The organism is Halomonas shengliensis (genome assembly GCF_900104135.1).
Taxonomy (GTDB): domain Bacteria; phylum Pseudomonadota; class Gammaproteobacteria; order Pseudomonadales; family Halomonadaceae; genus Halomonas; species Halomonas shengliensis.
On record NZ_FNIV01000011.1, the window covers coordinates 16,744 to 42,597 of the forward strand.

Genomic DNA, 25,854 nt, shown 5'->3' on the forward strand with positions numbered 1-25,854 from the left:
GAGGTGTGATGAGGCGTCGTCTCCGGCGGCGGTTTGGCCTGGGCTGTCTGCTGGTGGGCATCGCTCTAGTCGTGGCCCAGTCTGCGGCTGCCGAGCCGCGGCGGCTCGAGGTGGAGCTGTCCCAGCTTTTCGACCGGCTGGACAGCGGCTTCTCTAATTGGCAGGGGCAGCGTCTCGAGTTCCAGTCCGCGCGTCCGGGTGACCCCACCTGGTATGGTGCTGCGACCCATGATCGTCGCTATGGAGTGGAGGATGAAGGGGTATCCCTGGGCGCCGCGGTCCCGCTCGGTGCCGACTGGGTGCTCCAGCCCGAGGCCGGCCACACCTTCGATGCGGACTTCCTGCCGCGCTGGTACGCCGACCTGCGGCTGCAGCGGCGCTTGTCCCATGGTCTGGTGGGGGCGCTGAGCCTGCGCCGCACCGAGTACCAGGCCTCGCGGGTCGACCGTCTGGCCTTGGGCATGGAGCGTTACTGGGGGCCCTGGCGCGCCGGCTATACCCTCAACGTCAGCGATGTCTCCACCGCGGGCACCCCGGTGGGGCATGCCCTGGCCCTGGACCACTACTACGGCGAGCGCAGCGTCATCGGCCTGCGTGCCAGCCTGGGCCGCGAGGAGGAGGGCCTGCCGGGGGGCGAGGCGATCACCTCCGAGGTGACCGCCGTCGCCCTGCGTGGCCGCCACTGGTGGCATCCGGAATGGGCGCTGAGCTGGGAGCTCGGCACCCTGAGTCAGGGGGATCTCTACGACCGCCACGGGGTCCAGCTGGGTATCCGGCATGCCTTCTGATGCGCGGCTCTTGTGGGACGCGTGGCAGGGATGGCTGGCAGGGATGGTCAGCCTGCCAGACGACCCGGTGCTGCGCCTGGCGGTCTATGCCGCCATGGCGCTGGGCGGATTGACCCTGGTGGTCATGCTCCAGGTGCTGGTGCTCTCGGAGCTGGCCGCTCGCCGCGAGCGGCACCGGGAGGCCTTCGTGGCCCGGTGGCGACCACGGCTGGTGGGCTGGACCCTGGCCGAGGAGGCGCCGCTGGGGGAGCCGCCGCGTCGTGGTCGCGATGTCCTCTGGTTCCTGCTGCTCTGGGCGCGCCTCCATCGCCAGCTGCGTGGCGTGGCCCGGGAGCGCCTGAACACCCTATTCTTTAGCCTGGACATGACCGGCGCGGTGCTTGCCATGCTCGACTCGCGCCGGGTGCATCGACGGCTGGTGGCACTGGCCTGCCTGGGCCACCTGGCCAGCGATCGTTTCTGGTCGGACGTCGCGCCGCTGCTGGAGGCTCGCAACCCCCTGGTGGCCCTGGCGGCCGCCCAGGCGCTGGTGGCCATGGATGCCCGTCGTGCCATGGCCAGGCTGGTGCCTCTGGTGGCCCGGCGGCGCGACCTGGCCATGCCGCGCCTGCAGGCGTTATGCCGCCAGGCGGGGCCCGATGCGGTGACGCCGCCGCTTCTCGAGGGGCTCGCCGCCCCTGACCCGGCGCACCGGGAGCGCCTGGCTGCCCTTCTTGGCAGTGCCGACCCGGCCCGGATGGCGGCCTGGGCGCGACGCTGCCTGGACGAGCATCATGAGGGTGAGTCGCTCCTCTGCGCGGCGCTCGCCTGTCTGGGGACGCTTGGGGACCCCCGGGACCACGCCCGTCTGAGCAAGGCTCTCCACGGCGATTCACCGCGGATTCGTTTCGCCGCCCTCAAGGCGCTGCGTCGCCAGGCGCGGCCCGCTGACGAGGCGTTGCTGATCCCCCACCTCGAGGATCGCGACTGGTGGGTTCGCCAGGCCGCGGCCGACTCCCTGGTCGGGTTGCCCGGCATCACCCGCGAGCGACTCGGCACCCTGCTGGAGGCGTGCGACGACCGCTACGGACGTGATGCCCTGCGGCGTGCCATGGCCGAAGGAGAGTTCCCATGAGCCCTGTCGAGGCGGTGCTGGCCGTCGACTGGGCCTGGTGGGCCCAGGTGGGCTTCATCGGTTACTTCCTGCTGCTCAATGGCGGCTACCTGCTCCTCAACCTGTTCTCCATGGTCAGCCTGCGCCGCTACATGAAGCTGCGCGCCGAGCTGGGGGCCGAGGCCCCCTACCTGGGCATCGAGCCCTCGGTATCGCTGCTGGTGCCCGCCTACAACGAGGCGGCAACGATCCGTACCTCGGTGCTCTCGCTGCTGCAGCTGCAGTACCCGGACTACGAGGTGGTGGTGATCAATGACGGCTCGAAGGACGAGACCCTCGAGGTGCTGCGCGAGGCCTTCGCGCTGGAGGCGCATCCGGAGCCGTTGCGTCTCGGCGTACCCCACCAGGAGATCCTCGGTATCTATCGCTCGCGGCGCCATGCCAACCTGCGGGTGATCGACAAGCGCAACGGCGGCAAGGCCGATGCCCTCAATGCCGGCATCAATGCCGCCCGCCACGGGCTCTTCTGCGCCGTGGATGCCGACTCCATCCTGCAGCGCGATAGCCTGCTGCGGGTGGTGCAGCCCTTCCTCGAGGATGAGCGAACCGTGGCGGCCGGCGGCACCGTGCGGATCGCCAATGGCTCACGGGTGCAGGGCGGTTTCCTGCTGGAAGCCGGGATTCCCCGCAATCTGCTGGCGCGCTTCCAGATTGTCGAGTACCTGCGCGCCTTCCTGTTCGGCCGGCTGGGCTGGTCGCCGATGAACGCCGTGTTGATCATCTCCGGGGCCTTCGGTCTCTTCGACCGCGATCGGGTGATCGCGGTGGGCGGTTACAGCAGCGCCACCGTGGGTGAGGACATGGAGCTGGTGGTGAGGCTGCATCGATACCACCGCGAGAAGCGGCTGCCCTATCGCATCCGCTACCTGCCCGACCCGATCTGCTGGACCGAGGCGCCGGAGGACCTGGCCACCCTGGGCAAGCAGCGCAGCCGCTGGCAGCGCGGCCTGGCGGAAAGCCTCAGTCGTCATGCCCGCCTGGCGGCAAGCCCTCGGGGCGGGGCGGCAGGGCACCTGGCCTGGCCGTTCATGGCGCTCTTCGAGTGGCTCGGGCCCCTGGTGGAGCTGGCCGGCTACGGTTTCATGATCTGGGGATTCGCCTTCGGGGTGGTGTCGCCGGCGGCGCTGACCGCCTTCCTGCTGGTGGCCATCGGCATGGGCATCCTGCTGTCGGTCAACGGCCTGCTGCTGGAGACCCTGTCGTTCCGGGTCTATCGGCGCCGCCGTGACATGCTTCGCCTCTTCCTGGTGGCGATCCTCGAGAACTTTGGCTATCGCCAGCTCAACACCCTGTGGCGCTGCCGCGGCATGTGGCAGTGGCTCGCCCGGCGCAAGCACCAGTGGGGCGCCATGAGGCGCTCCGGCCAGTGGGGACAGTGAGGCAAGGAAAGCGCAGACGTTGACGGGTCGCTTTCCTGTCCACGGGCCGCTCTGTATGCTGAAACGCGTCCTGTCACGTCCGTCCGGCGTGGCAGCCCGCAGGCTCACAGAGGAGGCATCCCATGTCAGAGTCGTCGCAACCTTCCCCCTTCAAGGACAACCGCGTCCGCGGCCTGGCCGCCGTGGCGGCCGTGGGCGTGGTGTGGGCGATCATCGCCCAGTCCAGCGCCGGTAGCCACAAGGAGGCCCGTGAGGCACTGGAAGCCGAGATGGCCGTGCTGGAGTCGCGCAACCAGGACCTGGCCACCCAGCTCGAGGCCTTCGAGCAGGCCGGCGACGAGATCGCCGACCTCGAGGCGCGCATCGCCGAGCTGGAGCAGCGCCGCGATACCCTGCAGGCCGACCTGGAGGCGCGCGAGGCCGAGGCCGGCGGCCGCCTGGAGGCGATCGAGGCCGACATCGCCGCCGCCGAGGGTCGCCTGGAGGAGCTTACCGCCTCCCGTGAGGCCCTGGAGGCTGAGGTCGCCAGCCTCGAAGAGCAGAAGGCCGAGCTCGAGGCCAGCCTGACCGAGCTTCGCCAGGAGCGCGAGAGCGTCGAGCAGGCCCTCGCCGATGCCGAGTCCGCCCGCGAGTCGGCCGAGGCCGCCCGCCAGGATGCCGAGGCGCAGCGCCAGGAGGCGGAGCAGGCGCGTCAGGCCGCGGTGGAGGAGCGCCAGGCCGCCGAGGAGGCGCGTCAGCAGGCCGCGGCCGACCTCGAGGCCCTCCAGGCCGAGATCGACGAGGCCAGCCAGCGCCAGGCGAGCCTGCAGGAGGAGATCGAGGCCAGCCAGCAGGAGCAGCAGGCACTGCGTACGGAGCTCGACTCGCTGACCGAGGAGCGCGACGCGCTCGGCCAGCAGCTCGAGTCGCTGCGCGGCGAGCGCGATGAGGCCCAGCAGGCGGTGGACGAGGCTCGCTCTGAGCTCGAGGACGTCAAGCTGGCGATCAGCATCGGGCGCGAGGAGCTCGGCAGCGTGGAGAGCGAGGTCGAGCGGCGTGAGTCCCAGCTGCAGCGCCTGGAGGCCCAGCTGGCCACCTGGCGCAGCGAGCTCGAGTCGCTGGAGGTGGGCGGTGAGGCCGACGACGCGGCGGCGTCCGGTGCCGCGGATGGCGAGGCCGACGGCGGTGACGCCTCCCAGGAGGGCGACGACGCCTCGTCCCAGGACGCCGAGGACGAGTCCGCCGCCGAGACGGCGGACGAGCAGGCCTGAGGCGACCCCCACAAGCGCGGTAACACGGCGGCGGGCCCTCGGGCCCGCCGTCTTGCGTGGGGTGGTTCGGTCGGCGTCGGGGAAGGCGTATACTGGCCCCACGCATCCATCAGCGAAGGAGCAGGACGTGATCGAAGGGGTCAAGCATATCGTCGCCGTGGCATCCGGCAAGGGCGGGGTCGGCAAGTCCACCGTCACCGTCAACCTGGCCCTGGCCATGGCCGCCGAGGGTTACCGGGTCGGCGTGCTGGATGCCGATATCCATGGGCCCAGCCAGGCGCAGATGCTCGGCGTGGGCGAGGGCGTGCGCCCCGAGGCGGCGGGCGAGAACCGCATGCGCCCGCTCGAGGCCCATGGCATCCAGGCCATGTCCATGGCCTTCATGGTCGATATCCGCGAGCCCATGGTGTGGCGCGGGCCCATGGTAGCCGGCGCCTTCCAGCAGCTGCTGACTCAGACCGTCTGGGATGACCTGGACTTCCTGTTCATCGACATGCCGCCGGGCACCGGCGACATCCAGCTCACCCTGGCCCAGAAGGTCCCGGTGGATGGCGCGGTGATCGTCACCACGCCCCAGGACATCGCCCTGCTGGACGCCCGCAAGGGCATCGAGATGTTCCGCAAGGTGAACGTGCCGGTGCTGGGGGTGGTGGAGAACATGTCGCTGCATGTCTGCTCGGCCTGCGGCCACGCCGAGCCGATCTTCGGCGAGGGCGGCGGCGAGCGCATCGCCGCCGAGTACGAGACCCGGGTGCTGGGCCGCCTGCCGCTGGCGCTCGCCATCCGCGAGCAGGTCGATGGCGGTCGCCCGACGGTGGTGGCCGAGCCGGCAGGGGAGGTGACCGCCACCTTCCGCGCCATGGCCCGCCAGGTGGCCGAGCAGGTGCAGCAGCAGGAGCACGATGGGCCGAGCATCTCCTTCAGCAAGGAGTGAGCGCCAGGATGACGCCCAGGGTCGGGGCCGCTATCATGGCGGCCCCGACCTCTTTCCCCTTGACCCCAACCCCCAGGAAGTTCCGATGAGCATCAAGTCCGACCGCTGGATCCGCCGCATGGCCGAGAACGAAGGCATGATCGAGCCCTTCGAGGCCGGCCAGGTGCGCTACGTGAACGAGCGGCGGGTGATCTCCTACGGGACCTCCAGCTACGGCTACGACGTGCGCTGCGCCGACGAGTTCAAGGTGTTCACCAACATCCACTCGGCGGTGGTGGACCCCAAGGCCTTCGACGAGAAGAGCTTCGTCGACGTCAAGGGCGATGTCTGCGTGATCCCCCCCAACTCCTTCGCCCTGGCGCGCACCGTGGAGTACTTCCGCATCCCGCGCAGCGTGCTCACCATCTGCCTGGGCAAGTCCACCTACGCGCGCTGCGGCATCATCGTCAACGTGACGCCGCTGGAGCCGGAGTGGGAGGGGCATGTGACCCTGGAGTTCTCCAACACCACCAACCTGCCGGCCAAGATCTACGCCAACGAGGGCGTGGCCCAGATGCTGTTCCTGGAGTCCGACGAGGTGTGCGCGACCTCCTACAAGGACCGCGGCGGCAAGTACATGGGACAGCGCGGCGTAACCCTGCCGCGCACCTGAGGGCCTTCGGCCAGGTTCCAGTGACAAGATGCAAGTGACAGCAAAGCCCCGCGGTGCAGAACCCGCGGGGCTTTTCTGTGGCACTGAACGCCTTTCTACTTTCTACTTGGCCGCCTATCCCTCGAGATCCTCGTCGAGCTCCTCGGCGGCGTCGGCATGGGACATGCGCAGCCCCTGGGGCGGCAGCGGGGTGCCGTCGAAGGTGGCACCCTCGCCGGAGAAGCGCAGGCGGCCTTCCAGGCACCACTTCACCGCGATGGGATAGATCAGGTGCTCGCGGGCGTGGACCTTCTGCTTGAGGCTCTCCTCGGTCTCGCCCTCGGCCACCTCGACCACGGCCTGCAGGAGCACCGGGCCGCCGTCGAGCTCCTCGGTGACGAAGTGCACGCTGCAGCCGTGCTCGGCGACCCCGTCGGCCAGCGCCCGGGCATGGGTGTCGAGCCCCTGGTAGGCGGGCAGCAGCGAGGGGTGGATGTTGATCAGCCGGCCCAGGAAGCGCTGCACGAAGCGCGGGGTGAGGATGCGCATGAAGCCGGCCAGCACCACCAGGTCCGGCTCATGGCGTTCGATCACCTTGATCAGGGCACCATCATAGGCGTCGCGGTTCTCGTACTCGCGGTGCGGCAGTACCACGGCGTCGATGCCCGCCTCCCGGGCACGGGTCAGCCCGTAGGCCTCCGGTTCGTTGGAGACCACCGCCACGATCTCGCCGCCCAGCTCGTCGTGGCCCTGGGCGTCGATCAGCGCCTGCAGGTTGCTGCCGTTGCCGGAGATCAGGACCACCACCCGGCGGGCCTCGGCCGCCTCCGGGGTGAAGTCGTTGAGGGTGTCGTCGTTGGCGTAGTCGCTCATGACGGCAGGTTCTCCAGGATCACCCGCTCCTGCGTCTCGCTGCGCACGATCTCGCCGATCCGGTATACCGCCTCGCCCTGGGCCTGGAGGTGCGCCCGGGCCTGGTCGGCCTTCTCCGCCGGCACCACCACCACCATGCCGATGCCGCAGTTGAGCACCCGGTACATCTCCTCCTCGGCGACGTTGCCCTGCTCGCGCAGCCACTCGAAGACCGCGGGGCGCTGCCAGGCGGTGACGTCGACCCGGGCCGCCAGCCCCTCGGGCAGCACCCGCGGCAGGTTCTCGGTGAGGCCGCCGCCGGTGATATGGGAAAGGGCGTGCACCGGCACCTCGCTCTCGCGGAGCAGCGACAGCAGCGGCTTGACGTAGATGCGCGTCGGCGCCATCAGGGCGTCGGCCAGCGGCGTGCCGTCGAGATCGGTGTGCAGGTCGGCCCCGGAGACCTCGAGGATCTTGCGGATCAGCGAGTAGCCGTTGGAGTGCGGCCCGGTGGATGCCATGCCCAGCAGAACGTCACCCTCGGCGACGCGGCTGCCGTCAAGGATCTCGGACTTCTCCACCACGCCGACGCAGAAGCCGGCCAGGTCGTAGTCGCTGCCCTCGTACATGCCCGGCATCTCAGCGGTCTCGCCGCCCACCAGGGCGCAGCCGGCGCGCTCGCAGCCGGTGCCGATGCCGGCCACCACATCGGCGGCGATGTCCACGTCGAGCTTGCCCGTGGCATAGTAGTCGAGGAACAGCAGCGGCTCGGCGCCGGCCACCACCAGGTCGTTGACGCACATCGCCACCAGGTCGATGCCGATGGTGTCGTGGCGCCCCAGGTCCATGGCCAGGCGCAGCTTCGTGCCCACGCCGTCGGTGCCGGAGACCAGCACCGGCTCGCGGTAACCCGCGGGCAGTTCACACAGGGCGCCGAAGCCGCCCAGGCCGCCCATCACCTCGGGGCGGGCGGTGCGCCTGGCGACGCCCTTGATGCGGTCGACCAGGGCATTGCCGGCATCGATATCGACGCCGGCGTCCTTGTAGCTGAGCGAGGGGCGAGAGGAGGAGTCGGTCATCGGAAGTCCTGTCGGGTGGTCGGCGCAGCAGCGAGGCGCCGCGCGGTAGGCAAGTCGGGGCCGGAATTGTAGCATCACGGCGAACGCCTGGCAGCCCGTAGGCGGCCGTGACACAAGGGAGTGGATATGCGCAGACAGTGGTGGGTGGCGGCCGGCGTGACGGCGCTGGCGCTGTGGTTCCTGGTCAGCATCGAGCCGGTGCTGATGCCGTTCTTCGTCAGTGCGGTGCTGGCCTACCTCGGCGACCCCCTGGCCGACCGACTGGAGGCCCTGGGCCTCTCCCGGCGCCTCTCGGTGGCGCTGGTGTTCCTGCTGCTGACCCTGGTCATCGTGGTCGCGCTGCTGCTGGTGGTGCCGGTGCTGGGCCGCCAGCTGGGTCAGCTGGTGGAGTCGCTGCCGGCGGTGCTCAACTGGCTCCAGCAGACGGTGGTACCACGGGTGCAGTCGCTGACCGGCATGGACCTCTCCACCGATATCGACGCCCTGCGCCAGGCGGTGGTGGACAACTGGAAGGAGACCGGGACCTTCGCCGCCACCCTGCTCTCCCAGGTGTCGCGCTCCGGCCTGGCGCTGGTGGGCTGGATCGGCAACCTGGCGCTGATCCCGGTGGTGACCTTCTACCTGCTGCTCGACTGGGACATCATCGTCGCCAAGGTGCGTGACTGGCTGCCGCGGCGCCTCGAGGGTACCGCCATCCGCCTGGCCGGGGAGTGCGACGAGGTGCTCTCCGCCTTCCTGCGCGGCCAGCTGATCGTGATGCTCTGCCTGGGCATCATCTACGCCATCGGGCTGACCCTGCTCGGCGTGCGCTTCGGGCTGCTGATCGGCCTACTCTCGGGCCTGGCCAGCATCGTCCCCTACCTGGGCGTGATCGTCGGCATCAGCGTGGCCGGGGTGGTGGCCTTCTTCCAGAGCGGGGAGTGGTGGATGCTGCTGGGCGTGGCCGCGGTGTTCGGCTTCGGCCAGATGGTGGAGAGCGTGGTGCTGCAGCCCAAGCTGCTCGGCGACAAGATCGGCCTGCACCCGGTGGCGGTGATCTTCGCGGTGCTCGCCGGCGGCAACCTGTTCGGCTTCACCGGCGTGCTGCTGGCGCTGCCGGCGGCCGCGGTGATCATGGTACTCTTGCGCGAACTCAACGATCGCTACAAGAGCAGTGCCCTGTACGACGAACGCCTGGGCCCTGACCGACCCCGCCCCATCCGTGACGAGGAGTCCCCATGAGCCGCGCCCCCGCGCAGCTGCCGTTGGGCGTCGGCCTGCGTGACGACGCCACCTTCGTCAACTTCTATCCCGGCCCCAACGCCAGCCTGGTGGGCCGCCTGGCCGAGCAGCTCGAGCCCCAGGGCGAACCCTTCCTCTACCTCTGGGGGGCGCCCGGGGTGGGGCGCAGCCACCTGCTGCAGGCGGCCTGCCACGCAGCCTCGGATCGCGACATGCGCGCCCTCTACCTGCCGCTGGAGGAGCTCGGCCATTTTCCGCCGCTGATGCTCGAGGAGATCGAGCGCCTGGACCTGGTCGCTATCGATGACCTGGAACGGGTGGTGGGGCGGCCGCGCTGGGAGGAGGCGCTGTTCCATGCCTTCAATCGCCTGCGCGACGCCGGCAAGCGGCTGGTGGTGGCCGCCGAGGCGCCGCCGCGCCAGCTGCCGGTGAGGCTGCCCGACCTTGCCTCGCGGCTCACCTGGGGGGTGACCTTCCATGTCCAGGGGCTGGACGACGCCGGCCGCCTGGCGGCACTGCAACTGCGCGCCCGGGAGCGCGGCATGCTGCTCGGCGACGAGGTGGCGCGCTACATCCTGCACCGCGGACCACGACGGCTCGACGCGCTCTTCGACCTGCTGGCGCGCCTGGATCGTGCTTCGCTCTCTGCCCAGCGCAAGCTGACCATTCCCTTCGTCAAGCAGGCGCTGGGCTGGTAGCCAGACTGCTTCAGCGAGAGAGTGTGACCTCCCTGTGCTGCCCGTTGCCCAGCGAGATCTGGCGGATCACCACCCTGGGTTCGCCGGTGACCGGGTCGGGGCCGGCGCCGGAGACATAGAACTCCCCGGCAGGGATGCCGGTGACGCGGAAGTGACCGCCGCCATCGGTGCGTGCGGTGTGGGTGTAGGCCCGCGCCCGCGGGTCGGCGGGCGCCACGGCGATGCCGGCCAGGGCCTTCTCGGCGGCCTCCGCGGAGTAGCGGGTCACCGGCGCCACCGCGATCCCGGCGTTGGCCACGGGGCGGCCGCTCAGGGTCAGGCGCCCGCTGACCACCGCGGTGCCCTGCTTCTCGAGCCTGGCGTATTCGGCCTCGGGGAAGGCGACCTCCCGGGCGGTCTCGGGCGCCGCATCACGGGACTCCGGCGTGGCGGCAGGCCCTGTCTCGCCGCGCTCGATGACCTCGATGCGCTCGGTAGGGGCGGGGGGAACGACCTGGCAGCCGGCCAGGACCAGCGCGGCCAGTGCGAGGGGAAGATGGCGTCTCATGGGTGACCTCCCTATCCGGTGTCGATCTGCAGGCGCCCTGTGCCTCGCCAAGGGTAGCGCAGCCCTGATGGAAAGGCATGCCCGTCACCCGAAACGTGAGCCACAACAAAACCGCCGCCCCCTGGGGGCGGCGGTTCGGGCTCTCGAGGGAGAGCAGGGCGCCGGAGCGCCCTGGGGTCAAGCTTACTGGGCGGCCTTGGTGGCGGTCGCCTGGGCCTGCTTGACGTTGTCCTCGGTGAGCTTCTGGCTCTGCTGGACGAAGTCCTGCTGCAGGGAGACGACCTTCTCGGCGTCGCCCTTCAGGCGCTCGGCCAGGTCCTTGGCGACCTTCTGCTGGCCTTCCATGTAGGCGCGCAGGCCTTCGGCATCCTTGACGTTCATCAGGGTGCGCAGCTGGGCCAGGCCGGTGTCGGTGTAGGCCTTGGTGGCGTCCAGCTGGGCGTTGGCCAGCTTCTCGGTGTAGTCCACGGCCAGGTTGGCATAGGCGCGGGCCGGGGCGAAGAAGATGGACTCGAACTGCTTGGTGTCGAAGGCCTTGGTGTCGAAGTTGAAGGCGTTCATCATGGGGAAACCTCCGGGTTTCACTGAGTGTCTGGGAGGGCGTCTGCCGCCCTGCTGCATTGCACAATAGCAGAGCGTCTTGTGCAGTGCAACATCCGTCCTCGCCGGATGCCATCGGGCCGACCGCGGGCTTGTCGGATGGTGACGTCGACGCCATGGTGAAGGGGTACGTCACCACTATTAGGAGGAGCCGGACATGAGCGACCATCGTATCGAGCGCGACAGCATGGGTGAGCTGGAGGTGCCGAGAGAGGCCCTCTACGGCGCCCAGACCCAGCGCGCCGTGGACAACTTCCCGGTATCCGGCCAGCCGATGCCCACGGCCTTCATTCACGCCATCGCCCGCATCAAGCTGGCCGCGGCGCGGGTCAATGCCGCGCTCGGCCTGCTCGATGACGAGCGTGCCGACGCCATCGTCGCCGCCGCCGAGGCGGTGGTCCGTGGCGAGCATGATGACCAGTTCCCGGTGGACGTCTTCCAGACTGGCTCCGGCACCTCCAGCAACATGAACGTCAACGAGGTGCTGTCCCACCTCGCCAGCCGCGATGGCCTGACGGTGGGGCCCAACGACCATGTCAACATGGGGCAGTCGAGCAACGACGTGATTCCCACCGCCATTCACGTCGCCGCGGCGCTGGAGGTGACCGGGCGGCTGCGTCCGGCGCTCGAGTACCTTCGCCAGACCATCGATCGCCGTGCCGTCGAGCTCGACGGGGTAGTGAAGACCGGGCGTACCCATCTGATGGATGCAATGCCGCTGCGCATGAGCCAGGAGCTCGGGGGCTGGTCGAGCCAGGTGGGGCAGGCCATCGAGCGCCTGGACAGCGCCCTGGTGCGGCTGTTTCGCCTCGCCCAGGGCGGCACGGCGGTGGGCACCGGCATCAATGCCCATCCCGAGTTCGCCGAGCGCATGGCACGTGATCTGAGCGAGCAGACGGGGGTGTCGTTCTCGCCCAACGACAGCTTCTTCGCGAGCCTCGCCTCCCAGGATGCGGCGGTGGAGCTCTCCGGTCAGCTCAGGGGCCTGGCCTGCGTGGTGATGAAGATCGCCAACGACCTGCGCTGGATGAACTCCGGGCCCCTGGCGGGGCTGGGCGAGATCGAGCTCGAGGCCCTGCAGCCCGGCAGCTCGATCATGCCCGGCAAGGTCAATCCGGTGATCCCCGAGTCGGCGGCCCAGGCCGCCGCCCAGGTGATCGGGCTCGATACGGCGGTGACGGTGGCCGGGCAGAGCGGCAACTTCCAGCTCAACGTCATGCTGCCGCTGGTGGCCAACAACCTGCTGACCTCGATCACCCTGATGACCAACACCAGCCGCCTGCTGGCTGATCGTGCCATCGCCACCTTCAAGGTGCGCCATGACAACCTCGAGGGGCCGCTGGCGCGCAACCCCATACTGGTCACGGCGCTGAACGCGGTGATCGGCTATGACGCCGCGGCGGCCATCGCCAAGCACGCCTACCAGGCGGGGCGGCCGATCATCGAGGTGGCCGAGGAGCAGACCGAGCTGTCCCGCGCGGAGCTCGAGCGGCTCCTCGATCCCGCCTCCCTGACGCGAGGCGGCGTGCCCGAGTAGCGCCGACGCAGGTGTCTACTCGGTCTGGTCGCGCTGCTTGCCCTCGGCGATGGTCTCCCGGGCGTCACGATGCTCCTCGGCGTCGGCCTCGGGCGTCTCGTGCTCGTCGGCGCGGGCGGGGCGGTAGCAGAGCGTGACCAGCATCGGGAAGTGGTCCGAGCCGATGTGCGGCAGGCGGCGCATGGCCTTGAGGGTGAAGTGCTCGCTGGTGAAGACATGGTCCAGCGGCCAGCGCAGCAGCGGGATGTCGGCGTGGAAGGTGCTGACCATGCCGCGCCCGCGTCGCGGGTCGAGCATGCCGCTGACCCGGCAGAAGAGTCGGGTGGTGCGCGACCAGGCGACGTCGTTGAGGTCCCCGGCCACCAGGGTGGGCACCGGGTCGTCGTGGATCGCCTTGCCCACCAGCAGCAGCTCGGCATCCCGCCACAGCGACTCCTCGCTCTCGTTGGGGGCCGGCGGACGAGGGTGCAGGGCATGCAGGCGCACGACCTCGCCGCTTGGCAGGGTGACGCCGGCATGGATCGAGGGGATGTCGTCCTGGATCAGCCACCGGACCTCGGGGTCGACCAGCGGCCGCCGGGCATGGAGGTGCATGCCGTAGAGGTTGTCCAGCGGCACCCGCACCGCATGGGGCCACTCCTCATCAAGCGCCGCGTCGAGCTGCGCCTGCCACCAGGCGTCGGACTCCAGGGTCAGCACCAGGTCGGGCCGGTGCGCGTGGATCAGCCGGGTCAGCGCCTCGGCGTTGCGGTTGGGGGTAAGCACGTTGGCGACCAGCAGCGTCAGGCAGCGGGCCTCCTGCCCCGGCTCGGCACGCCGGACCTGCACCGGCCAGAACGGCGTCCAGGGCAGGATGCGGGCCACCTGCAGGACCAGGGTGACAAGGCTCGCCCCCAGGGCCACCCAGGACCAGGGCGGGCTGGCCAGCAAGGCAAGCAGGGCGGTCAGCGCCGCCAGGGTGGCGAGCTGCAGGCGCGGAAACTCGCAGGCACGGATCCACCACCAGGTCAGCGGCGAGCGGGCCAGCAGCGTGGCCGCCAACAGCACGCCGGCTACCACCGCCAGCAGGATGGAAAACACGACATGACCTCCCTGTGGTCTCGGTGACGTCCTGCTCTCAGCCTACGCCGGACGTCACCGGTCGTGAATGCCTGTCTTGACTGTCCGGTCGTGAATCTCTAGAGCGCCCGGCGGCGCAGCAGGCCGGTGATCGCCTCGCCGATCAGCACCAGCACGATGATGGCGATCAGGATGGTGGCCACCGTCTGCCAGGCGAAGGTGTCGATGGACCCCTGCAGGATCACGCCGATACCGCCGGCCCCGACCAGCCCCAGCACCGTGGACTCGCGGATGTTGATGTCCCAGCGCAGGATGACGATGGCGAAGAAGGCCGGCATCACCTGGGGCACCACGGCATAGGCGATCACCTTCGCCTTGGAGGCGCCGGTCGCCTCCATGGCCTCCACCGGGCGACGGTCGATCTCCTCGATGGCCTCGCCCATCAGCTTGCCGATGAAGCCCACCGAACGGAACATGATGGCCAGTATCCCGGCCAGCACGCCTGGCCCGAAGATCGCCACGAACAGCAGCGCCCAGATGATGGTGTTCACCGAGCGGCTGGAGACCAGGATCAGGCGTCCCAGCCACAGGCAGGCGCGGTTGGGCGTGGTGTTCTGGGCGGCGATGTAGGAGACCGGCAGGGCGATGAGGATGGTCAGCAGGGTGGCCAGCGTGGCGATATGCACGGTCTCGATCATGGCACTGACGATCTCGCCCAGCCGGCTCGGGTCCGGCGGCCACATGCGTGACCCCAGGCTCGAGATCTGGTTGGGGGCATCCCAGACCCAGGGCCAGAAGATGTCGATGTCGCGCACCGCCCAGACGACCAGCGTCAGCGTCACCAGCATCACGCCGTAACGGATGAGCTGCTCCCTGGGGTTGTGGCGTCGCCAGATGCGATCGGCCAGCAGGTCGGTGTCCTCTACCATATCTTCTTCCTCACCCAGCCGCTCACGCCCTCGCTGACCAGGATCACCGCGATGATCACCAGCAGGATGGCGAAGGCGAAGTCGTAGTCGTAGCGCCCGAAGGCGTTCATCAGGGTGCTGCCGATGCCCCCCGCGCCGACGATCCCCACCACCGCGGAGGCGCGCAGGTTGCTGTCGAGCTGGTACATGGAGAGCCCCACCTGGCGCGGCAGGATCTGGGGAAAGACCGCGTAGTAGAGCGTGGCCAGGTAGCCGGCACCGGTGGCACGCATGGCCTCGACCTGGCCCCAGTCGATCTCCTCGATCTCCTCGGCGAGCAGCTTGCCGACGAAGCCGATGGAGTAGAGCGTCAGGGTCAGGATGCCGGCCAGGGGCCCGAAGCCGACGGCGGCGACGAACAGGATGGCGACGATCACCGGGTGGAAGCTGCGCGAGACGATGATCACCGCGCGCCCCAGCAGGTAGACGGGCAGCGGGGCGACGTTGCGCGCCGCCATCACCGCGAAGGGGATCGACAGCAGGACCCCGAGCAGGGTGGCGAGGATGGCGATCTGCAGGCTCTCCGTGAAGCCGGTGAGCAGCAGGTCGAAGCGCGAGAAGCTCGGCGGGAAGCCGCCGCCGAAGATCCGCGCGGCGCGTGGCAGCCCTTCGCCGATGCGCTCCCAGTTGAAGGGCAGGGTGCCGAGGGCCCAGACCAGATAAACGGCCACCACCGCCAGCAGGCCGTAGCGCAGCAGCGGGTTGGCGATGAAGGGGGGCTTGCGCCAGGTTCGGGGTGTCGTCCCCTCGCCGGTGTCAGGTCGAGTCATGGCGAACCTCACTTTCCCGCTTCCCGGGGCCGGCCTGAGGGGGGATTGCCTCGTCCTCCGGGGACTCGATGCCGCCGTAGATGGCGTCCAGGGCCTCCTTGTCGAAGTCGGCGGGGGCGCCGTCGAAGATCATGGTGCCGTGGCGCAGCCCGACGATGCGGTCGGTGTAGCTCCTGGCCTGGGCCACGTTGTGGATGTTGATCAGCACCGGCAGGGAGAGCTCGCTGGCCAGGCTCTGCAGCAGCACCATGATCTGCTCGGAGGTGCGCGGGTCCAGCGACGCCGTGGGCTCGTCGGCCAGCAGCACCTCGGGTTCCTGCATCAGCGCGCGCACCACGCCGACCCGCTGGCGTTCGCCGCCGGAGAGCTCGTCGGCGCGCTTGTTGGCGTAGTGGGCGATGCCCACCCGCTCCATCAGCACGAAGGCGCGCTCGATGTCCTCCTGGGGATAGCGGCGACTCACCGCCTGGAACAGGCTGACATAGCCGAGTCGCCCGGCCAGCACGTTCTCCATCACGGTGAGGCGATCGATGAGGTTGAAGCCCTGGAACACCATGCCGATCTTGCGCCGCGCGCGGCGCAGATCTCGGTGGCGCAGGTTGACCAGCTCGGTACCGTTGAGCCGGATCGAGCCCGAGGTGGGTTCCACCAGGCGGTTGATACAGCGCAGCATGGTGCTCTTGCCGGCGCCCGAGGCACCGACGATGGCCACCACGCTGTTGCCGTCGACGGCCAGGTCGAGCCCCTTGAGCACGGGCTCGTCCTGACCGTAGCGCTTGACCAGGTTGGAGATCTCTAGCATCGCGGCTTCTCGTTGGACGCGGCGTCGCGACGCCCATGCCGGCCACGAGGGCGGCATGGGCGGTCGAGCGGGCATGGTTACTGGAGGTTGTCGGGGGTGTACTCGACGCCGTTGGCGTTCTGGATGGTGCGGATGACCTTCCAGTGCTCCGCGTAGTTGATGGGGATGAACTTCTCGACGCCCTCGAACTCCTCGCCCAGCTCGGTGCCTTCGAACTCGAAGCTGAAGAAGGCCTCCTCGATCTTCTCGACCAGCTCCGGGTGGAGGTTGTGGGCATAGTTGTAGGAGGTGGTCGGGAAGCTGTCGGACTCGTAGAGGAGTCGGACGTCGTCGGGGTCGTAGAGGCCGCGTGCCGCCATGCGCTCTACCACTTCGGAGGCGACCGGGGCGGCGTCGTAGTCACGGGCCACCACGCCGAGCATGGACTGGTCATGGCTGCCGGAGTAGACCACCTCGTAATCCTCGTCCGGCACGATGCCGAGCTCGGGGAATAGGGCGCGCGGGGCCTGGTTGCCGGAGTTGGAGGTGGGTGAGGTGTGGGCGACCCGCTTGCCCTTGAGGTCCGTCACCTCGTCGATGCCGGAGTCGACGTGGGTATAGAGCTGCAGGGTGTAGCCGAAGCGGCCGTCATCCGATCCCATCAGGGCGAAGGGCACGGCCCCTGCCAGGTTGACGGCGAAGGGCGTCGGGCCGGTGGAGAAGCCGGCGATATGCAGGCGGCCGCTGCGCATCGCCTCGACCTGGGCCGAGTTGGACTGCACGGCGAAGAAGCGCACGTCGCGGCCGGTGACCTTCTCCAGGTGGTCGATGAATGGCTGCCAGATATCGGAGTAGATGGCGGGGTCTTCCACCGGGGTATAGGCGAAGATCAGGGTGTCGGGGTCGGCCCACTGGGCTTCATCCGCCGGGCGGTCGGCTACCATGTCGCCGTTCTCGTCGCAGTAGATGGCGTCCAGGGCGCCGCGTTCACACTCCTGGGCCTGTGCCGTTCCGGCCGTCAGCAGGGCCAGGGGCAGCAGGGCGAAGAGGGCGCGGGAGGCGAGAGGGTGGGCGTGGCGCTTGGTGTGAGGACTGGGCATGGCGTACCTCGCGTTTGTTGTTGTCCTTGGGTATGTTCGGTTATCGACACACAGGGTGCATCGATGATTATTTCCGAATCGCCTCATCAATTTAGGGTTGGTGACAATATCATGTCAAACGGCTTCTCCCTCGCCTCCGGGTCCCTCAACAACCACTACCTGCTGATGCGCCACGGGCACAGCGAGGCCAACCTGGCGGGCAGGATCGTCAGCACGCCGGCGCGCGGCGTAGGAGGCTGCGGGCTCTCGGCGCGGGGGCGCGACCAGCTGGCCGAGGTGCTGGCAGGGTGGTGCTGGGCGAGGCCGCAGCGCGTGGTGCACTCGGACTTCCTGCGCACCACGGAGACCGCCGAGCGTATCGCTCGCCACTTCGGCCTGGGGCTCGAGGCCGACACGCGCCTGCGGGAACGCCACTTCGGCGACCTGGAGGGGGAGGGGGATGCGCGCTATGCAGAGGTCTGGGCGCGGGATGCCCGCGACCCCGCCCACCGCTACGCCGGCGTCGAGCCGGTGGTCGAGGTGGCCGCGCGGATGATGGCGGTGATCGAGGAATTGGAGCGGGCCCATGCCGGCGAGACCCTTCTGTTGGTCAGCCACGGCGACCCGCTGCAGATCCTGCTCACCGCCCTGGAGGGCCGCGACCTGGCCCGGCACCGTGAGCGGGAGCCCCTGGCGCCGGCGAGCATCACGCCACTGAGGAGGCCCTGAGGTCGATCCGTTCGGCGAGGTAGTCGGCCAGGCGCCGCCGCTCGGCGGCGGTGACGCGCACGTCGAGCTTGGTGCGCCGCCACAGGATGTCCTCGGGGGTGCGCGCCCACTCCCGTGCCACCAGGTAGTCGACCTCGGCGGCGGTGAGGCCGGCGCCCAGGGCCTCGCCCAGGTCGTCCTCCCGGCAGGCGCCTTCCAGGAACTCGCGGCACAGGCTGCCGTAGGTGCGCGCGAAGCGGGCCGCCCGTGCCTCGCCCAGCCAGGGGTAGGCGTCGAGCAGCTCGGCGCGCAGGGCGGCCTGGCTCTCGATGTCGCCGCCCGGCAACGGGGCGTGTTCGGTCCAGGCCTGGCCCATGGCGGGGAGGTGCGGGGCGAGACGTGTCAGCGCCGCCTCGGCGAGCTTGCGGTAGGTGGTGATCTTGCCGCCGTAGACCGAGAGCAGCGGCGCCCCCGAGGTGTCGAGGTCGAGGGTGTAGTCGCGGGTCATGGCCGCGGGATCGGCGGACTCGTCGTCACACAGCGGCCGCACGCCCGAGAAGGTGCGCAGCACGTCGCCGCGTTCGAGCCGGCGACGGAAGTGGGCATTGACCACCTCGAGCAGGTAGTCGATCTCCTCGTCCCCGGCCGCGACCCGCGATGGGTCGCCTGAGAAGCGTCGGTCGGTGGTGCCGATCAGGCTGAACTCCTGCTCCCAGGGCAGCACGAAGACGATGCGCCCGTCGTGATGCTGGAGGATATAGGCGCGTGGATCCTCGTGGAGGCGCGGCACGATCAGGTGGCTGCCCTGGATCATGCGCACGGCGTAGCGCGCGGGTCGCCGTGCCTGCTCACGCACCACGCCCTCGACCCAGGGGCCGGCGGCGTTGACCAGGGTGCGCGCCCGGCGGGTGAAGCGCTCGCCGTCACTCTGGCGCTCCAGGGTGAGCTCCCACAGGCCCGCCACCTCCCGGGCGGCCACGCAGCGGGTGCCGACCAGGATCTCGGCGCCGGCGTCGTGGGCCTGGCGCGCGTTGAGTACCACCAGGCGGGCGTCGTCGACCCAGCAGTCCGAGTATTCGAAGCCTCGGCGGATGTCGTCCCGCAACGGGGAGTCGGCAGCGAAGCGCAGGCTCCGGGATGCCGGGAGGGCGCGCCGGCCGCCCAGATGGTCGTAGAGGAAGAGCCCGCTGCGCAGCATCCAGGCCGGGCGCAGGTGAGGGCGGTGGGGCAGGATGAAGCGCAGCGGCCAGATGATGTGGGGTGCCTTGGCGAGCAGCACCTCGCGCTCCCGCAGCGCCTCGCGCACCAGCCGGAACTCGCGGTGCTCGAGATAGCGCAGGCCGCCATGGATCAGCTTGCTGCTGGCCGAGGAGGTGGCGCCGGCGAGGTCGCCCTGCTCGCAGAGCGCCACGGCCAGGCCGCGGCCGGCGGCATCGTTGGCGATGCCGGTGCCGTTGATGCCGCCGCCGATCACGAACAGGTCGAGGGGGGTGTGCCCGTCTTGCTGTGCCATCCTTACCTCCGCCGCCTGGCGATTGAAAGCGTGTCAGTTCGTTTGTGAACTTATAGGATTCACATTAGAACATCAAGCGGCGATTCGTGTTGTCGGCGCGCTCGACGTCGCACCCGGGGTGTCCGCAAGCGGTGGGGAGGACGGGTCAGTCGGCGATATGCAACGCCACGTCGTGGCTCTGCATCAGCTGGCAGATGGCCTGCGGGGGGCGGCGGTCAGTGAACAGGGCGTCGATCTGGGTCACGTTGCCCTGGCGCACCGAGGGGTTGCGATGGAACTTGGAGTGGTCGGCGACCAGGAAGACGTGGCGGGAGTTGTGGATGATGGCCTGGGCGACCCGTACCTCCTGGTAGTCGAACTCGAGCAGCGAGCCATCCTCGTCGATGCCGCTGATACCGATGATGCCGTAGTCGACCTTGAACTGGTTGATGAAGTCGATGGTGGCCTCGCCGATGATGCCGCCGTCTCGGGAGCGGACCTGGCCACCGGCGATGATCACGTTGAAGTCCTCCTGGTGCTGGAGGATGGCGGCCACGTTGAGGTTGTTGGTGATCACCTCCAGCTCGCGATGGTGCTCCAGCAGGGCCTCGGCGACCACCTCGTTGCTGGTGCCGATGTTGATGAACAGCGACGAGCCGTCGGGCACCTTGGCGGCGAGCAGGCGGGCGATGCGCCGCTTCGCCTCCAGGTTGAGGGTCTTGCGGGTGGCGTAGGCGGTGTTGACCGTGCTCGACTCCAGGCCGGCGCCGCCATGCACGCGGCGAATTAGCCCCTCCTCGGCGAGGGCGTTGAGGTCGCGGCGGATGGTCTGCGGGGTGACCGCGAAATGCGCGGTGAGCTGCTCGATGCTGGCGTAGCCTTCGCGGCGTACCAGGTCGACGATGGCGTCCTGTCGCTGTTGCTGGTTCATGGTGGCTCCCTGTGACTGGCGCCAGTGTAGAGGATGGGTAGGCTATCGGCAGCTCCGGGCGATGCCTTGCGACCATGGTCGAAGAGATTTCCGAACATGATGCCGTACCCTGACTCATTATAATCGAACATTAACGCAGGAGCTCCCATGGGCGACTATCTGCTTGCCATCGACCAGGGCACGACCAGTTCCCGAACCATCCTCTTCGATCGCGCCGGGCGTCGGGTGGCCACCGCCCAGCGCGAGTTCGCCCAGCACTTTCCCCATGACGGCTGGGTCGAGCACGATCCCGAGGCGATCTGGGAGAGCGTGATCGAGACCTGCCGTGAGGTGATCCAGCGCGCCGGAACCGACGTCGCCCGCATCGCCGGCATCGGCATCACCAACCAGCGCGAGACCACCCTGCTGTGGGATCGCGCCACCGGCAAGCCACTCTACAATGCCATCGTCTGGCAGGACCGGCGCACCGCCGACACCTGTCGGGGGCTGCGCGATGCCGGCCACCTCGACCTGGTGCAGTCGCGCACCGGGCTGCTTATCGATCCCTACTTCTCGGCCACCAAGCTGGCCTGGCTGCTCGACAACGTGGAGGGGGCGCGGGAGCGCGCCGAGCGTGGCGAACTGGCCTTCGGCACCGTCGACAGCTTCCTGATCTGGCGGCTGACCGGGGGGAGGGTGCACGCCACCGATGCCACCAACGCCTCGCGCACGGCGCTGTTCAATATCCATGAGCAGCGCTGGGACCCGGAGCTGCTCGCCCTGTTCGACATTCCCCGGTCCCTGCTGCCGGAGGTGAAGGATTCCAGCGACGACTTCGGCACCCTGGTGCCGGAATGGCTGGGCGGCGCGCTGCCCATCGCCGGCGTGGCCGGCGACCAGCAGGCTGCGCTGGTCGGCCAGGCCTGCTTCGCGCCGGGCATGGGCAAGAGCACCTACGGCACCGGCTGCTTCATGATCGTCAACACCGGCGATCGCGCGGAGCGGTCGCGCAACCGGCTGCTGACCACCGTGGCCTATCGGCTCGACGGCCGTCCCACCTATGCCATGGAAGGCAGCATCTTCGTCGCCGGGGCCACGGTGCAGTGGCTGCGCGACGGCCTGAAGCTGTTCGCCGATGCCGCCGAGACCGAGTCGCTGGCGTGCCAGACCCGTGCCGGCCACAGCGTCTACCTGGTGCCGGCCTTCACCGGCCTGGGCGCCCCCCACTGGGATCCCAAGGCGCGCGGCGCCATCTTCGGCCTGACCCGCGACACCGGCATCGCCGAGATCGTCGCCGCGGGGCTGCAGGCGGTGTGCTACCAGACCCGGGATCTGCAGGCCTGTATGAGCGACGACATGGATGCCGCCCCGGACACCCTGCGCGTGGATGGCGGCATGGTGGCCAACAACTGGGTGATGCAGTTCCTCGCTGACATGCTCGGCCAGCGGGTCGACCGGCCCACGGTGCTCGAGACCACCGCGCTCGGGGCCGCCTACCTGGCCGGGCTGCGCCTGGGCTGGTACCGCGACCTCGACGAGATCGCCGCGCTGTGGCAGTGCGAGCAGCGCTTCGCGCCGCGCATGCCGGAGGCCGAGCGGGAGCGTCTCTATCGTGGCTGGCTGGAGGCGGTGGAGCGGGTCAAGAGCGGCGCCTGAGGGCTTGCAAAACGCCGAGGATTCGGTAATATACGCATCCGTTGCCGGCGCTGAGTCGTCGGTGGCCGCGTCGAGATGGTGTGCACCACAGGACCATAGCTCAGTTGGTTAGAGCGCCACGTTGACATCGTGGAGGTCGGCGGTTCAAATCCGCCTGGTCCTACCAGCCTCTCGCCGCCACAGTTCCAGGACCATAGCTCAGTTGGTTAGAGCGCCACGTTGACATCGTGGAGGTCGGCGGTTCAAATCCGCCTGGTCCTACCAGACACGGAAACGCCCCCGCAGCCCTGCTGCGGGGGCGTTTCGCGTTGGGCCCCTTCCTGGCGGTGTGGAGGGTCAGGCCAGGTCGGTGTGCGCCATGAAGGTGGCCACCAGCGCCTCGATGCCGGCCTGGTCCTCGGGGCCGAAGCGCCCCCTGAGCGGGCTGTCCAGGTCCAGCACGCCCCACAGTCGTCCCTCGACCACCACTGGCACCACCAGCTCTGCATTGGAGGCGGCGTCGCAGGCGATATGGTCGGCCACGGCGTGGACGTCGTCGACGCGCTGGGTCCGGTGGGTGCGCGCCGCCGCGCCGCAGACCCCCTTCGAGAAGGGGATGGGGTGGCAGGCGGGCTTGCCCTGGAAGGGGCCCAGGCCGAGCATCTCGGGCGCGCGCTGCAGGTAGAAGCCGACCCAGTTCAGGTCGGGGACCTCCTGCATGATGAAGGCGCAGGTCTGGGAGCTGTTGGTCAGCCAGTCGCGGGTGTCGAGCAGGGCGGCCAGCTGGCGGTTCAGCAGCGAATAGTCGGGCGTCATCTCGGCTCCTTGAAACACGAGGGCCGGCCTTGCGGCCGGCCCTGTCACTCTTCTGGGTACAGGCGAGGCTTATTTCCAGCCGGGTACCGCCTGGGCACCGAACAGCTCCTCGGCCTTGGCCTCGACCGCGTCGGTCTGGTAGGCCTTGACCAGCTGCTGGATCGCTTCGCGCTCCTCGTCGCCGGCGCGCACCGCGATCAGGTTGACGTAGGGCGACTCGGGGCCCTCCTTGATCAGGGCGTCGTCCAGGGTCAGGCCGGCGGGCTGGGCGAAGGTGTTGTTGATGAAGGCCAGGTCGACGTCTGGCAGCACGCGGGGCAGCTGGGCGGCCTCGATCTCGCGGAACTCGAAGTCGTGCGGGTTCTCGACGATATCCAGCGGGGTGGCCTCGAGGTTCTCCGGGTCGGCCAGCTCGATCAGCCCCAGGTTGTGCATCAGGATCAGGGCGCGGCCCTCGTTGGAGGGGTCGTTGGGCAGGGCGATGGTGGCCCCGTCCGGCAGCGCCTCGATGCTGTCGTACTTCTCGGAGTAGGCGCCGATCGGGTAGACGAAGGTGTAGCCGGCGACGGCGAAGTCGTAGCCGCGGTCCTCGACCATGGAGCGCATGTAGGGCTCGTGCTGGTAGGCGTTGGCGTCCAGGCTGCCGTCGGCCAGGGCGGCGTTGGGGGTGACGTAGTCGGTGAACTCGATGATCTCCACCTCGAGGCCGTACTCGCGCTCGGCGATCTCGGCGGCGACCTCCATCACCTGGGTCTCGGGGCCGGCGACGGTGCCGACCTTGATGGCATGATCGTCGGCCAGGGCGCTGCCCAGGGGCAGGGTGGAGGCCAGCAGGGTGGCGAGCAGTGTCTTGCGCATGGAATCGCTCCTTGTGTGGTATCGACTCGATAGTAAAAGAATAAGCCGCATGCTTTTAATAGATTTTTGGTATCAGCTGTGTCAAGGCGGCTACTTGTGGTCGCTCTTGCGCACCAGATAATCCCCCAGACTCTGGAAGCCCTGCACCATGACCACCAGGATCGCCACGGTGATCAGCATGATGGTGGGGTTGAAGCGATTGTAGCCGTAGCGGATGCCCAGGTCGCCCAGGCCGCCGCCGCCCACGGCGCCGGCCATGGCCGAGTAGCTCACCAGGGTCACGATGGTTACGGTGAGGGCGGTGAAGATGCCCCCGCGCGCCTCGGGCAGCAGCACCTTGTGGATGATCTGCCAGGGGGTGGCGCCCATGGACTGGGCGGCCTCCACCAGGCCCGGGTTGATCTCGTTGAGCGCGCCCTCCACCAGCCGGGCGATGAAGGGGATGGCGGCGATGGTCAGCGGTACGGCGGCGGCGTTGGTGCCGATGGAGGTGCCCACCAGGAGCCTGGTGAAGGGGATGATCGCGACCATCAGGATGATGAAGGGGATCGAGCGGCCGATGTTGGTGACCACCCCCAGCACGCCGTTGAGCACCGGCTGGGCCAGCACCTGCCCCGGGCGGGTGACGTAGAGCAGCACCCCCAGGGGGATGCCCACCAGGGCCGAGATCACCCCGGAGATGGCCACCATGTAGAGGGTGTCGAGGGTCGCCTCGAGGATCAGGTCAAGCATCGCGCTGGACATGGCCGAGCACCTCCACGTGCAGGTCATGGGATTCGAGGTAGGCGAGGGCCTCGCGGGTCTTCTCGGCGGGCCCCATCAGTTCGGCGATCATCAGCCCCAGGGTGCGCTCCTGGATCGACTCCACCTTGGCCTGCAGGATGCTGACGTCCACGCCGCACTCCCGGGCCAGGCGGGAGACCAGTGGGGTGGAGACGGCGTCGCCGGAGAAGGCCAGGCGCACCACCGGGTGGCTGTGTGTGCCGGGGGTCTCCTCGAGTCGCTCGATCAGCGCCCGGGGCGGCTCGAGCTTGAGGAAGTCGTTGAGGAACTCGCGCCCCAGCTGGGTCCGGGGGGCGGTGAAGAAGTCGCCCACCTCCGCCTCCTCGACGAGCTCGCCGTCCGAGATCAGGCTGACCCGGTGGCAGATCGACTTGACCACCTCCATCTCGTGGGTGATCAGCAGGATGGTCAGGCCGAGCTTGCGGTTGATGTCGCGCAGCAACGCCAGGATGGAGGCGGTGGTCTGGGGGTCCAGCGCCGAGGTGGCCTCGTCGCAGAGCAGCACCTTGGGGCGGCTGGCCAGCGCCCGGGCGATCGCCACTCGCTGCTTCTGTCCGCCGGAGAGCTGGGCCGGGTACTGGCTCGCCTTGTCGGCGAGGCCCACCAGTTCCAGCAGCGGGGTGACCCGCTCCTGGATCTCGGCGCGCTTCACGCCCATCAGCTCCAGCGGCAGGGCCACGTTGGCGAACACCGTGCGGTTGGTGAGCAGGTTGAAGTGCTGGAAGATCATGCCGATGCGATGACGCGCCTGGTTCAGCGCCGCGCGCGACAGGCCGGTGAGTTCCTGGCCGTCCACGGTGACGGTGCCGGTGGTGGGGCGCTCGAGCAGGTTGACGCAGCGGATCAGGGTCGACTTGCCGGCGCCGGAGAGGCCGATCACGCCATGGATGCGGCCGGCGGGCACATGGAAGTCGATCTTCTTCAGGGCCGGGACGGTTCGGGCGATGCCGCCGCCGCGCCCCTTGAGGACATAGGTCTTGGATACGTCGTGGAGTTCGATCATGGGGACCACCGCAGTGGGCGCCGAGGCGGGCGGTGCAGGACCGGGGGCAAAAAAAAGGCCACCCTTGCGGGTGGCCATCAACGCTGGACACACCCTTTTAGCTGCACTTCACGCCATGCACAGGGCATGACGCGGGCGCCCGCAAGCCGGGTTCAAATCGGCGCCGTTCAATGTAGCCGGCAAGGATAGGGCCAGCCCGTTACCCTGTCAATCGCGGCGACGAGTGGTCTGGTCCATGACCACCGATGCCAAAATATCCTTTGCAAAACGTGGCAATGGTGGTGGATGTTGCGGCCCGGGCCGGCGATGGACGCGAGCATGAC

At 69.0% G+C, this 25,854-nt stretch carries 26 protein-coding genes and 2 tRNA genes; 13 read left to right on the top strand and 15 right to left on the bottom strand.

From position 1 onward, the window contains the following. The first annotated feature begins 8 nt into the window (after positions 1–8). The 6 genes from BLP95_RS14065 (at position 9) to dcd (ending at position 6,156) form a co-directional block, all read left to right on the top strand. On the top strand, positions 9–788 hold the full coding sequence (locus tag BLP95_RS14065) for a YaiO family outer membrane beta-barrel protein (RefSeq protein ID WP_245678764.1): 780 nt from the start codon (positions 9–11) through the stop codon (positions 786–788). A gap of 43 nt (positions 789–831) precedes the next feature. Beyond that, entirely contained in the window at positions 832–1,902 is a 1,071-nt protein-coding gene (locus BLP95_RS14070) for a HEAT repeat domain-containing protein (RefSeq protein ID WP_218118549.1), read from the top strand. Further along, positions 1,899–3,320, top strand: coding sequence for a glycosyltransferase family 2 protein (locus BLP95_RS14075; RefSeq protein WP_218118550.1), 1,422 nt, complete (start codon positions 1,899–1,901; stop codon positions 3,318–3,320). Before BLP95_RS14070 ends, BLP95_RS14075 begins: the two co-directional genes overlap by 4 nt. A gap of 122 nt (positions 3,321–3,442) precedes the next feature. Continuing rightward, positions 3,443–4,570 carry a coiled-coil domain-containing protein gene (locus BLP95_RS14080; protein ID WP_089680455.1) on the top strand — a complete coding sequence of 376 codons (1,128 nt, stop codon included), beginning with the start codon at positions 3,443–3,445 and terminating at the stop codon, positions 4,568–4,570. Positions 4,571–4,700: 130 nt separating this feature from the next. After that, complete coding sequence (gene apbC / locus BLP95_RS14085; protein ID WP_245678767.1) at positions 4,701–5,504, top strand: iron-sulfur cluster carrier protein ApbC; 804 nt, start codon at positions 4,701–4,703, stop codon at positions 5,502–5,504. Positions 5,505–5,589: 85 nt separating this feature from the next. Next, positions 5,590–6,156 (top strand): dCTP deaminase, encoded by a 567-nt coding sequence (gene dcd / locus BLP95_RS14090; protein WP_089680459.1) that lies wholly within the window; start codon positions 5,590–5,592, stop codon positions 6,154–6,156. A 114-nt stretch (positions 6,157–6,270) separates the two neighbouring features. On the opposite strand, the gene purN is transcribed toward dcd, so the two are convergent. Both purN and purM read right to left on the bottom strand, forming a co-directional pair. Beyond that, positions 6,271–7,008: a phosphoribosylglycinamide formyltransferase gene (gene purN, locus BLP95_RS14095; protein WP_089680461.1), complete on the bottom strand. Its 738-nt coding sequence runs from the start codon at positions 7,006–7,008 to the stop codon at positions 6,271–6,273. Further along, positions 7,005–8,066, bottom strand: a complete 1,062-nt coding sequence (gene purM, locus BLP95_RS14100) for a phosphoribosylformylglycinamidine cyclo-ligase (protein ID WP_089680463.1) — start codon at positions 8,064–8,066, stop codon at positions 7,005–7,007. Before purM ends, purN begins: the two co-directional genes overlap by 4 nt. A gap of 126 nt (positions 8,067–8,192) precedes the next feature. Between purM and BLP95_RS14105 the strand changes: the two genes are divergently transcribed. Both BLP95_RS14105 and hda read left to right on the top strand, forming a co-directional pair. Continuing rightward, the gene (locus BLP95_RS14105) at positions 8,193–9,287 is read left to right on the top strand and encodes an AI-2E family transporter (RefSeq protein ID WP_089680465.1); all 1,095 of its coding nucleotides are present in this window, start codon (positions 8,193–8,195) and stop codon (positions 9,285–9,287) included. Then, a complete protein-coding gene (gene hda / locus BLP95_RS14110) occupies positions 9,284–9,985 on the top strand; it encodes a DnaA regulatory inactivator Hda (RefSeq protein ID WP_089680466.1) in 702 nt (233 codons plus the stop codon). The genes BLP95_RS14105 and hda overlap by 4 nt, the downstream gene beginning before the upstream one ends. A gap of 10 nt (positions 9,986–9,995) precedes the next feature. On the opposite strand, the gene BLP95_RS14115 is transcribed toward hda, so the two are convergent. Both BLP95_RS14115 and BLP95_RS14120 read right to left on the bottom strand, forming a co-directional pair. Next, positions 9,996–10,532: a hypothetical protein gene (locus BLP95_RS14115; protein ID WP_089680468.1), complete on the bottom strand. Its 537-nt coding sequence runs from the start codon at positions 10,530–10,532 to the stop codon at positions 9,996–9,998. A 183-nt stretch (positions 10,533–10,715) separates the two neighbouring features. Beyond that, positions 10,716–11,093, bottom strand: a complete 378-nt coding sequence (locus tag BLP95_RS14120; protein WP_031217882.1) for a phasin family protein — start codon at positions 11,091–11,093, stop codon at positions 10,716–10,718. 196 nt (positions 11,094–11,289) lie between these two features. Between BLP95_RS14120 and BLP95_RS14125 the strand changes: the two genes are divergently transcribed. Further along, positions 11,290–12,669 carry a class II fumarate hydratase gene (locus BLP95_RS14125; RefSeq protein WP_089680470.1) on the top strand — a complete coding sequence of 460 codons (1,380 nt, stop codon included), beginning with the start codon at positions 11,290–11,292 and terminating at the stop codon, positions 12,667–12,669. A 15-nt stretch (positions 12,670–12,684) separates the two neighbouring features. On the opposite strand, the gene BLP95_RS14130 is transcribed toward BLP95_RS14125, so the two are convergent. From BLP95_RS14130 to phnD, 5 genes are all read right to left on the bottom strand, one after another. Beyond that, positions 12,685–13,749, bottom strand: coding sequence for an endonuclease/exonuclease/phosphatase family protein (locus tag BLP95_RS14130; protein ID WP_089680473.1), 1,065 nt, complete (start codon positions 13,747–13,749; stop codon positions 12,685–12,687). Between the two features lie 98 nt (positions 13,750–13,847). Next, complete coding sequence (gene phnE / locus BLP95_RS14135; RefSeq protein ID WP_089680475.1) at positions 13,848–14,657, bottom strand: phosphonate ABC transporter, permease protein PhnE; 810 nt, start codon at positions 14,655–14,657, stop codon at positions 13,848–13,850. Next, a complete protein-coding gene (gene phnE, locus BLP95_RS14140) occupies positions 14,651–15,466 on the bottom strand; it encodes a phosphonate ABC transporter, permease protein PhnE (RefSeq protein WP_089680477.1) in 816 nt (271 codons plus the stop codon). The genes phnE (BLP95_RS14135) and phnE (BLP95_RS14140) overlap by 7 nt, the downstream gene beginning before the upstream one ends. After that, positions 15,453–16,268, bottom strand: coding sequence for a phosphonate ABC transporter ATP-binding protein (phnC, locus tag BLP95_RS14145; protein WP_089680479.1), 816 nt, complete (start codon positions 16,266–16,268; stop codon positions 15,453–15,455). The genes phnE (BLP95_RS14140) and phnC overlap by 14 nt, the downstream gene beginning before the upstream one ends. Before the next feature lie 77 nt (positions 16,269–16,345). After that, the gene (phnD, locus tag BLP95_RS14150) at positions 16,346–17,347 is read right to left on the bottom strand and encodes a phosphate/phosphite/phosphonate ABC transporter substrate-binding protein (RefSeq protein ID WP_089680481.1); all 1,002 of its coding nucleotides are present in this window, start codon (positions 17,345–17,347) and stop codon (positions 16,346–16,348) included. 111 nt (positions 17,348–17,458) lie between these two features. On the opposite strand from phnD, the gene BLP95_RS14155 reads away from it, so the two are divergent. After that, positions 17,459–18,055: a histidine phosphatase family protein gene (locus BLP95_RS14155; protein ID WP_089680483.1), complete on the top strand. Its 597-nt coding sequence runs from the start codon at positions 17,459–17,461 to the stop codon at positions 18,053–18,055. On the opposite strand, the gene glpD is transcribed toward BLP95_RS14155, so the two are convergent. Next, on the bottom strand, positions 18,033–19,547 hold the full coding sequence (gene glpD, locus BLP95_RS14160; protein ID WP_089680485.1) for a glycerol-3-phosphate dehydrogenase: 1,515 nt from the start codon (positions 19,545–19,547) through the stop codon (positions 18,033–18,035). The genes BLP95_RS14155 and glpD overlap by 23 nt on opposite strands. A gap of 145 nt (positions 19,548–19,692) precedes the next feature. Beyond that, entirely contained in the window at positions 19,693–20,457 is a 765-nt protein-coding gene (locus BLP95_RS14165) for a DeoR/GlpR family transcriptional regulator (protein ID WP_089680487.1), read from the bottom strand. A gap of 147 nt (positions 20,458–20,604) precedes the next feature. Between BLP95_RS14165 and glpK the strand changes: the two genes are divergently transcribed. The 3 genes from glpK to BLP95_RS14180 all read left to right on the top strand — a co-directional run bounded on the left by glpK (position 20,605) and on the right by BLP95_RS14180 (position 22,356). After that, positions 20,605–22,092, top strand: coding sequence for a glycerol kinase GlpK (glpK, locus tag BLP95_RS14170; RefSeq protein ID WP_089680489.1), 1,488 nt, complete (start codon positions 20,605–20,607; stop codon positions 22,090–22,092). Between the two features lie 89 nt (positions 22,093–22,181). Next, positions 22,182–22,258, top strand: a tRNA-Val gene (locus tag BLP95_RS14175). A gap of 21 nt (positions 22,259–22,279) precedes the next feature. Then, positions 22,280–22,356 (top strand) — tRNA-Val (locus BLP95_RS14180). Positions 22,357–22,428: 72 nt separating this feature from the next. On the opposite strand, the gene BLP95_RS14185 is transcribed toward BLP95_RS14180, so the two are convergent. The 4 genes from BLP95_RS14185 to BLP95_RS14200 form a co-directional block, all read right to left on the bottom strand. Then, entirely contained in the window at positions 22,429–22,887 is a 459-nt protein-coding gene (locus tag BLP95_RS14185; protein ID WP_089680491.1) for a GAF domain-containing protein, read from the bottom strand. Between the two features lie 69 nt (positions 22,888–22,956). After that, a complete protein-coding gene (locus tag BLP95_RS14190; RefSeq protein WP_089680493.1) occupies positions 22,957–23,745 on the bottom strand; it encodes a MetQ/NlpA family ABC transporter substrate-binding protein in 789 nt (262 codons plus the stop codon). A 90-nt stretch (positions 23,746–23,835) separates the two neighbouring features. Further along, a complete protein-coding gene (locus tag BLP95_RS14195) occupies positions 23,836–24,489 on the bottom strand; it encodes a methionine ABC transporter permease (RefSeq protein ID WP_089680495.1) in 654 nt (217 codons plus the stop codon). Beyond that, positions 24,470–25,531, bottom strand: coding sequence for a methionine ABC transporter ATP-binding protein (locus BLP95_RS14200; RefSeq protein WP_089680496.1), 1,062 nt, complete (start codon positions 25,529–25,531; stop codon positions 24,470–24,472). Before BLP95_RS14200 ends, BLP95_RS14195 begins: the two co-directional genes overlap by 20 nt. Positions 25,532–25,854: the final 323 nt, after the last annotated feature.